Below are 6,224 nucleotides of genomic sequence, written 5' to 3' on the forward strand. Positions count from 1 at the left end.
TGCTAGCGCAAAACGTGACAGGACGCCGCGGCACCCCCCTTGCAAGAATCTTGCGCGCGGGATTACCCCGGCGTAACAGATCGAAAGCACCGGGGGAGGGTATACGATGGCATACGCCGATATCTACGCAGCATCGCTCAACGATCCTGAAGGATTCTGGATGGAGCAGGCGGGGAAGATCGACTGGTTGACCCCGCCGACCCGCGCGCTGAACGGTGAAAAGGCCCCGTTCTACAGCTGGTTCGCCGATGGCCGGCTCAATGCCTGCTGGAACGCGGTGGACCGCCATGTCGAGGCCGGTCGCGGCAAGCAGATCGCCATCAAGCATGTCAGCCCGATCACCCATTCCACCAAGGGCATCACCTATGCCGAGTTGCAGGCCCGCGTCGCCAGCCTCGCCGGGGCCCTGCGCGCCAAGGGGGTGCAGAAGGGCGACCGGGTGATCATCTACATGCCGATGATCCCCGAGGCGCTGGAGGCGATGCTGGCCTGCGCCCGGCTGGGGGCGATCCATTCGGTGGTCTTCGGCGGCTTTGCCGCGCATGAGCTGGCGGTCAGGATCAACGACTGCACGCCCAAGGCGATCATCGCCGCCTCCTGCGGGCTGGAGCCGGGCCGGGTGGTGCATTACAAGCCCCTGCTCGACAAGGCGATCGAGGAGGCGACCCACAAGCCCGAATTCTGCGTGGTCTTCCAGCGCGAGCAGGAGGTGGCCAAGCTGATCGAGGGCCGCGATGTGGCCTGGCATACCTTCCAATATGGCGTCGAGCCCGCCGAATGCGTGCCGGTGGAGGGCGACCATCCGGCCTATATCCTCTACACCTCCGGCACCACCGGCCAGCCCAAGGGCGTGGTCCGCGCCACGGGCGGGCATCTGGTGGCGCTGAACTGGACGATGAAGGCGATCTACGACATCGACGCGGGCGACGTGTTCTGGGCCGCCTCGGATGTGGGCTGGGTCGTCGGACACAGCTACATCTGCTACGGCCCGCTGATCGCCGGGGCCACCACCATCGTCTACGAGGGCAAGCCCGTCGGCACCCCCGACGCGGGCGCCTTCTGGCGGGTGATGCAGAACCAGCGGGTGAAATCCTTCTTCACCGCCCCCACCGCCCTGCGCGCCATCAAGCGCGAAGACCCGGAAGGCAAGCTGATCGCCGAGTACAACCTGCGCTCCTTGAAGACTGTCTATCTCGCGGGCGAGCGGGCCGACCCCGACACGATCCTCTGGGCGCAGCGCCATCTGAACGTGCCGGTGATCGACCACTGGTGGCAGACCGAAAGCGGCTGGGCGATCGCCGCGAACCCGATGGGCATCGAGCCGCTGCCGGTGAAGCTCGGCAGCCCCTCGGTGCCGATGCCGGGCTACGACATCCGCGTGCTCGACGAGGGCGGGCATCAGATGGCCCCGGGCGAGCTCGGCGCCATCGCCATCAAGCTGCCCCTGCCGCCCGGCACCCTGCCGACGCTGTGGAACGCCGCCGAGCGTTTCGTGAAATCCTACCTCACCCATTTCCCCGGCTATTACGAGACGGGCGACGCGGGCTACATCGACGAGGACGGCTATGTCTACATCATGGCCCGCACCGATGACGTGATCAACGTCGCCGGTCACCGGCTCTCGACCGGCGCCATGGAGGAGGTTCTGGCCAGCCACCGCGACGTGGCCGAATGCGCGGTGATCGGCGTCTCCGACGCGCTGAAGGGGCAGTCGCCGATGGGATTCCTCTGCCTGAACAAGGGGACCAACCGCGAGCCCGCCGAGGTGGTGAAGGAATGCGTGGCGCTGATGCGTGACAAGATCGGCCCGGTCGCCGATTTCAAGCGCGCCTGCGTGGTGGAGCGGCTGCCCAAGACCCGCTCGGGCAAGATCCTGCGCGGCACAATGGTGAAGATCGCCGACGGGCAGGAGTTCAAGACCCCGGCCACCATCGACGATCCGGCGATCCTTGACGAGATCCGCGTGGCGCTGAAGACGCTGGGCTACCCCGCCGCCTGAGCCTGCGCGGCCTCCTGCCTTGCCCCTGCGCGGCGCCTTGACAGAGGGCGCCGCGTCGATCAAGACTTTGCGGCGATTGTTGACTGGACTTTAACAGCACGTTGAATACCTTAGACGTGCCATGCAGCTTTTTGAAAATGAACAGCTTTCGAATGATGCTCCCGCTGTCGCGGAAGCCAAGCCATGACCCTTGATCCACCAGCGCCGGACCTCGATTCCGCTGCCGCCGCGGGCCGTCTTCCGGGCGAGCTGACCCGGGATCTGGCGCATGCGCTGGGGATCGTCGAACAGATGCAGGCCGCCGACCTGCCGCCCGCATTGCGTTTCGATCTGACCCGGCTGGAGGCCGCCCTCACCACGCTGGGCGCAGGCATCGACCGCGCCGCGCAGGCCCTGCGCCGGCAGGCGGGCGGGGATGCGCCCGCCGGAGCCGCCATGGACGAGACCCGCTTCCTGCGTCTGCTGGAGATCGCCGGACCAGGGGATTCGGTCGAGATCGTCGCCCGGCTGCACCTGGACCTGAAGACGGTGCGCAGCGGCCTCTTCGACGCGCTGGACCGGCGCGTGCCGGACTGGACCGCGCTGCGCGCCCAGACCCATGTGCTGATCGCCCTGGCCGGGGTGGTCGGGGCGGACGCGCTGCAGCATCTGGCCGAGGCGATGAACGCCGCCGCCCACCGCCGCGACCTGCGCGAGGCGCAAGACCTGCGCGAGGCCGCAGCGCGCGAACTTGACCGGCTGATCGCCTATATCGCCCGCCGCGACCGGCCGGAGGCCCGATGACCCAGCCCGTCCGCCCCACCATCCCGCGCGGGCGCGAGCCGCAGGAGGGCGAGGCCCAGCCCCGGCCGATCCTGCTGATCGAGGACACGCCCTCGCTGCAGATGGTCTACCGCTCGGTGCTGGCCTCGGCCGGGCACCGCGTCTCGGTGGCCGGCACCGCCGCCGAGGGGCTGGCCCGCTTCCAGGAGGTGCAGCCAGCGGTCGTGCTGCTCGACCTGATGCTGCCGGACCGCGACGGGCTGGAGCTGATGCAGGACATGCTGACCCAGCGGCCCGAGACCGCCGTCATCGTCATCACCGCCAACGGCTCGATCAACAAGGCGGTGGAGGCGATGCGCGCCGGGGCGCATGAATTCCTGGTGAAGCCCTTCGACGAGCAGCGCTTCCTCGGCGCGGTGGAGAATGCCAGCGGCAGCCGGGTGACCCGCCGCCGCGCCGCGCCCGAGCCGGAGAAGGTCACGCCGCCAATGGCCAGGGCCTTCCTCGGCTCCTCCGAACCGATGGCGCGGATCCAGGCCAAGATCGGCTCGGCGGCGCGCTCGATGGCCACGGTGTTCATCACCGGCGAAAGCGGCACCGGCAAGGAGCTCTGCGCGCTGGCCGTGCATGACAATTCCGCCCGCGCCGCCGGCCCCTTCATCGCGCTGAACTGCGGCGCCATCCCGCAGGACCTGCTGGAATCCGAGGTCTTCGGCCATGTGAAGGGCAGCTTCACCGGCGCCATCGCCGACAAGCCGGGCGCGGCGGCGGCGGCGGACAACGGCACGCTGTTCCTCGACGAGATCTGCGAGATGGCCCCGGCGCTGCAGACCAAGCTTCTGCGCTTCCTGCAGACCTCGACGGTGCAGCCGGTGGGGGCGACGCGGCCGCGCAAGGTGAACGTGCGCATCGTCTGCGCCACCAACCGCGACCCGCTGGAGGCGGTGCGGCGCGGCCATTTTCGCGAGGATCTCTACTACCGGCTCTATGTCGTGCCGATCCACATGCCGCCGCTGCGCGAGCGCGGCAACGACGTGATCGAGATCGCCGAGACCGCGCTGGAGCGGTTCTCGATCGAGGAGGGCCGGGTGTTCGACGGGCTCGACCCCGAGGTGCAGGCGCTGTTCCGCCGCCACCCCTGGCCCGGCAACGTGCGCCAGGTGCTGAACGTGATCCGCAACGTCGTCGTCCTGAACGAGGGCGGGATGGTGACGCTCGACATGCTGCCCGACGATCTGGCCGACAGCGGGGCAACCTCGCGCAGCGCCCCGGCGGTCCCGAAGCCGCTGCCCGGCGCCGCCGACCCGACGCTCGACGGGCTGATCGGCCGCACCCTGGCCGAGATCGAGCAGCTGGTGATCGAGGCGACCATCGAACGGCACGGCGGCTCCGTCCCCAAGGCGGCGCGGATCCTCGACGTCTCGCCCTCGACGCTCTACCGCAAGCGCGAAGGCTGGACCAGGGAATAGCCGCGCGTCCTGCGCTGTCATACTTTTTGGCCGATAGTCCCCCGTCCGCCCCCGCCCTATCCTCGCCCCGCGGGGACCGTCGCCCGCGCAGGGAGGATCGGAATGCGGAACTATCTCATGGCCTTGGCCGCCAGCCTGATGCTGGTCGCCGGCATGGCCGAAGCACATGGCCCGTCGCGGCAGAAGACCACGCAATCGGTGACGCTGGACGCCACGCCGGAGGAGGTCTGGGCCGCGGTCGGCAATTTCGCCGACATGAGCTGGTTTCCCGGCGTGGCATCGGTCGATGCGCCCAAGGGCAACACCAAGGACGGCACACGCACCGTCGTGCTGGAGGACGGCACGGCGCTGACCCAGGAGCTGACGAAATACGACGAAGCCAAGCGGCTGATCTCCTGGCGCTGGACCGCCGATAACATCGAGGTGCTGCCGGTCACCAACTTCTCCACCGCGCTGGCGGTGAAGGACGAGGGCGGCAAGGCGCTGGTCGAGCTGCGCGGCGCCTATTACCGCGGCTTCCCCAACAACGACCCGCCGCCCGAGTTGAACGACGAGGCGGCGACCGCGGCGGTGGACGCCTACTATCAAACCGGGATCGCCGCGCTGGTCGAGCGTTTCGGCGCGGCCGAGTGAGGCTGCGCCTCGCCGCGGCGCTGCTCCTGGCTGGGGCCGTCGCCGCCTCGGGCGAACAGGCGGTGATCACCTCGCAGAACGCCGGGGCGGTGAGCTTCGTCGATCCAGCGAGCGGCGCGGTGACCGCGACGCTCGCCCTGCCCGGCAAGCCCGCCGCCGTCGCGGTCGATCCCTCGACCGGTCAGGCCTATGTGGTGGCGGTGGAGACGGCGCTGCTGCACGTGCTGTCACCCGAGGGGGTGGAGCTGCGCCGCATCCCCCTTCCCGGCGCACCCTTCGGCGTGGCGGTGAACCCCGTGACGCATCATGTCTATGTCTCCGACTGGCAGGGCGCCGAGATCCACGAGGTCGACCCCGAGCGCGGCGCGGTGCTGCGCAGCTTCGCCACCGGGGCCGCGCCCTCGGGCATCGCGGTCAGCGCCGACGGGGCGCTGATCGTCACCGCCGACCGCGACGCCAACCGGATCAGCCTGATCGACGCCGCCAGCGGCGCTTCAGAGGCCGTTACGGTCGGCGAGCACCCCTTCGGCGTCACCCTGCGGGACGGGCGCGCCTATGTGGTGAACGTGCTCTCCAATGACGTGACGGTGGTCGATCTCGCCCGCCGCGCGGTCATCGCCACGATCCCGGTGGGCGAGCATCCCTATGCCTTGGCCTTCGCCGCCGGGAAGGGCTTTGTCACCAACCAATATGCCGAGAGCCTGACAGTCTTTGACGCCACGAGCCATGCGGTGCTTGCCGAGGTGCCTGTCGGCGAATACCCCGAGGGCATCGCCGCCACCGCCGATGGCCGCCGGGTGCTGGTGGCGAACTGGTTCTCCGACAGCCTGACGATCCTCGACGCCAGCTCGCTCGAGATCCTCGCCGAGGTCGAGATGCCCGAGGGGCCGCGCGCCTTCGGCAGCTTCATCGGCCCCTCCCTCGCCCCGCCCGGCGCAACGGCAGAGCGAGCCGCCCGCTGAGGCGGCGGATTTCCGGCAAACCTGCGCGAAAACGTGGAAAACCCTCGGTTTTGCCGCCGCTGCGGCTCGACTTCGCCTGCGCCAAACCCTAGGTTGCCGGAACAACGGAATGGACCCGATATTGACCGAACTTGCCCGCATCGCAAGAACGAGAGCCTTTGCCGCGCTGCGCGTGGTTCTGTGCGCTGTTCTGCTGCTGGCGGTTCAGGGCAGCGTGCTGCAGGCGCAGGGCTCCTCCATCCCGACCCGGATGGACATCGACCGTCATGCCGAGACGGCGACGCTTCCCGCCGCGCAGGGCATGAGCCTCCGGCTGCGGCTGGCGCTGCCGGACGGCGGCGGCGACGGGCCGGGCAAGACCGCCACCCTGGTCGCGGCCGTGCTCTGGCGGGCGCCCGA

At 69.3% G+C, this 6,224-nt stretch carries 6 protein-coding genes; all 6 read left to right on the forward strand.

All coding sequences use genetic code 11. The features are described 5' to 3' along the window. The first annotated feature begins 106 nt into the window (after positions 1–106). Complete coding sequence (locus C5F48_RS11790; protein ID WP_107664111.1) at positions 107–1,999, forward strand: propionyl-CoA synthetase; 1,893 nt, start codon at positions 107–109, stop codon at positions 1,997–1,999. Positions 2,000–2,182: 183 nt separating this feature from the next. Further along, positions 2,183–2,782: a hypothetical protein gene (locus C5F48_RS11795; protein WP_107664112.1), complete on the forward strand. Its 600-nt coding sequence runs from the start codon at positions 2,183–2,185 to the stop codon at positions 2,780–2,782. After that, positions 2,779–4,230: a sigma-54-dependent transcriptional regulator gene (locus tag C5F48_RS11800; protein ID WP_107664113.1), complete on the forward strand. Its 1,452-nt coding sequence runs from the start codon at positions 2,779–2,781 to the stop codon at positions 4,228–4,230. Before C5F48_RS11795 ends, C5F48_RS11800 begins: the two co-directional genes overlap by 4 nt. A gap of 102 nt (positions 4,231–4,332) precedes the next feature. Next, positions 4,333–4,863, forward strand: a complete 531-nt coding sequence (locus C5F48_RS11805) for an SRPBCC family protein (RefSeq protein ID WP_107664114.1) — start codon at positions 4,333–4,335, stop codon at positions 4,861–4,863. Beyond that, positions 4,860–5,825: a YncE family protein gene (locus tag C5F48_RS11810; protein ID WP_107664115.1), complete on the forward strand. Its 966-nt coding sequence runs from the start codon at positions 4,860–4,862 to the stop codon at positions 5,823–5,825. The genes C5F48_RS11805 and C5F48_RS11810 overlap by 4 nt, the downstream gene beginning before the upstream one ends. 109 nt (positions 5,826–5,934) lie before the next feature. Further along, the coding region (locus C5F48_RS11815; RefSeq protein ID WP_146170585.1) for a hypothetical protein at positions 5,935–6,224 on the forward strand (290 nt) is incomplete at its 3' end.

It is taken from the genome of Cereibacter changlensis JA139 (assembly GCF_003034985.1).
GTDB lineage: Bacteria > Pseudomonadota > Alphaproteobacteria > Rhodobacterales > Rhodobacteraceae > Cereibacter > Cereibacter changlensis.

Bases quoted from the DNA above. Each gene is read 5' to 3' on its own strand.
- C5F48_RS11790 (WP_107664111.1), top strand. From the start codon at position 107: ATGGCATACGCCGATATCTACGCAGCATCGCTCAACGATCCTGAAGGA.
- C5F48_RS11795 (WP_107664112.1), top strand. From the start codon at position 2,183: ATGACCCTTGATCCACCAGCGCCGGACCTCGATTCCGCTGCCGCCGCG.
- C5F48_RS11800 (WP_107664113.1), top strand. From the start codon at position 2,779: ATGACCCAGCCCGTCCGCCCCACCATCCCGCGCGGGCGCGAGCCGCAG.
- C5F48_RS11805 (WP_107664114.1), top strand. From the start codon at position 4,333: ATGCGGAACTATCTCATGGCCTTGGCCGCCAGCCTGATGCTGGTCGCC.